General features: G+C 68.5%; 1 protein-coding gene and 1 pseudogene. Both read right to left on the reverse strand.

The genetic code is table 11. From position 1 onward, the window contains the following. The coding region (gene odhB / locus V6M56_RS21765; protein ID WP_332687004.1) for a 2-oxoglutarate dehydrogenase complex dihydrolipoyllysine-residue succinyltransferase at positions 1–1,123 on the reverse strand (1,123 nt) is incomplete at its 3' end. A gap of 27 nt (positions 1,124–1,150) precedes the next feature. Beyond that, positions 1,151–1,658: pseudogene (gene sucA, locus V6M56_RS21770) on the reverse strand (2-oxoglutarate dehydrogenase E1 component); the annotation flags it as partial.

Here is a 1,658-nt window from a genome sequence, read left to right on the forward strand (position 1 = left end):
ACATCATCGGCCGCGCCTTGATCTCGCCGCCCACGACCATGGGGCGCTGCTGGATCTTGTGCATGCCGAGGATGCCGGACTGCGGCGGATTGAGGATCGGCGTCGACATCAGCGAGCCGTAGACGCCACCGTTGGAGATGGTGAAGGTGCCGCCTGTCAGGTCGGCGATCGAGAGCTTGCCGTCGCGCGCCTTGCGGCCGAGTTCGCCGATGCCCTTCTCGATGCCGGCGAAGTCGAGCCCGTCGGCGTCGCGCAGCACCGGCACCACGAGGCCCTGCGGCGTGCCGACGGCGACGCCGATGTCGTAGTAGTTCTTGTAGACGAGCTCGTCGCCCTCGATCTCGGCATTGACCGACGGCAGTTCCTTCAGCCCGGCGATGCAGGCTTTTACGAAGAACGACATGAAGCCCAGCCGCGCGCCGTGCTTCTTCTCGAAATCCTCCTTCAGCCGCTCGCGCAGCGCCATCACGTTGGTCATGTCCACTTCGTTGAAGGTGGTGAGCATGGCCGCGGTGTTCTGCGCTTCCTTGAGGCGGTTGGCGATGGTGCGGCGCAGCCGCGTCATCCGCACGCGCTCCTCGCGGTCGGCGCGCGAGCGCGGGCCGGCCGGGGTGGCGGGCTTCGCCGCGGCAGCGCTCGGCGCCGGAACGGAGGCGAGTGCTGCCAGCACGTCTTCCTTGGTGGCGCGGCCGTCCTTGCCGGAGGGCTGAATGGCGGCGGCAGGCACACCCTTCTCGTCGGCGAGCTTGCGCGCGGCGGGACCGGAGGCGGCGAGATTGGCGCCGGCGGGCGCCGGGGCGGCAACAGGGGCCGGCGCTGCAGCGGGGGCCGGCGCGGCGGGCTTCGGTGCGACAGCAGGCTTTGGAGCAGCCGCGGCGCCGCCAGCGCCTGCTTCGATATGACAGAGCACGCCGCCCACCTGGACGGAGGCACCCTCCGCCACCGCGAGGTCGGCGATCGTGCCGGCCACCGAGGCGTTCACCTCGACCGTGACCTTGTCGGTCTCCAGTTCACAGAGCGGCTGATCGACGGCGACGCTGTCGCCTGCCTTCACCAGCCACTTGGCGACAGTTGCCTCGGTGACCGATTCACCCAAGGCCGGAACCTTGATCTCGACGGACATGACTTAGAACCCCTTCTCTTCCCGCGCTCAACCGACAGTGAGAGCGCGGTCGACCAGATCGGCCTGTTCCTTGAGATGCGTGCGCGCCGAGCCAGTGGCCGGCGACGCGGCCTCGGCGCGGCCGACGTAGATCGGCCGCTTGGCTTTGACGTCGATATTGGCCAGCGCGCGTTCGATACGGCGGTCGGCGAAATGCCAGGCGCCCATGTTCTCGGGCTCCTCCTGGCACCAGACGACATCCGCGTTGGGATACTGCGCGAGCCGGACGCTCAGCCGCGTGAACGGGAACGGATAGAGCTGCTCGATGCGCAGGATGGCGACGTCGTCGATCTTGCGCTTGCGGCGCTCGGCCACGAGATCGAAGTAGACCTTGCCCGAGCACAGCACGACGCGACGCACCTTGGCGCCGTCGGCGAGCTGGTCGGTCTCGGCCAGGATGCGCTTGAACGACGAACCCGGGCCGAAGTCGGCCAGGGTCGAGACGCACTCCTTGTGACGCAGCAGCGACTTCGGCGTCATCAGGATCAGCGGCTTG

The organism is Allobosea sp., assembly GCF_036675845.1.
Classification (GTDB): Bacteria; Pseudomonadota; Alphaproteobacteria; order Rhizobiales; family Beijerinckiaceae; genus Allobosea.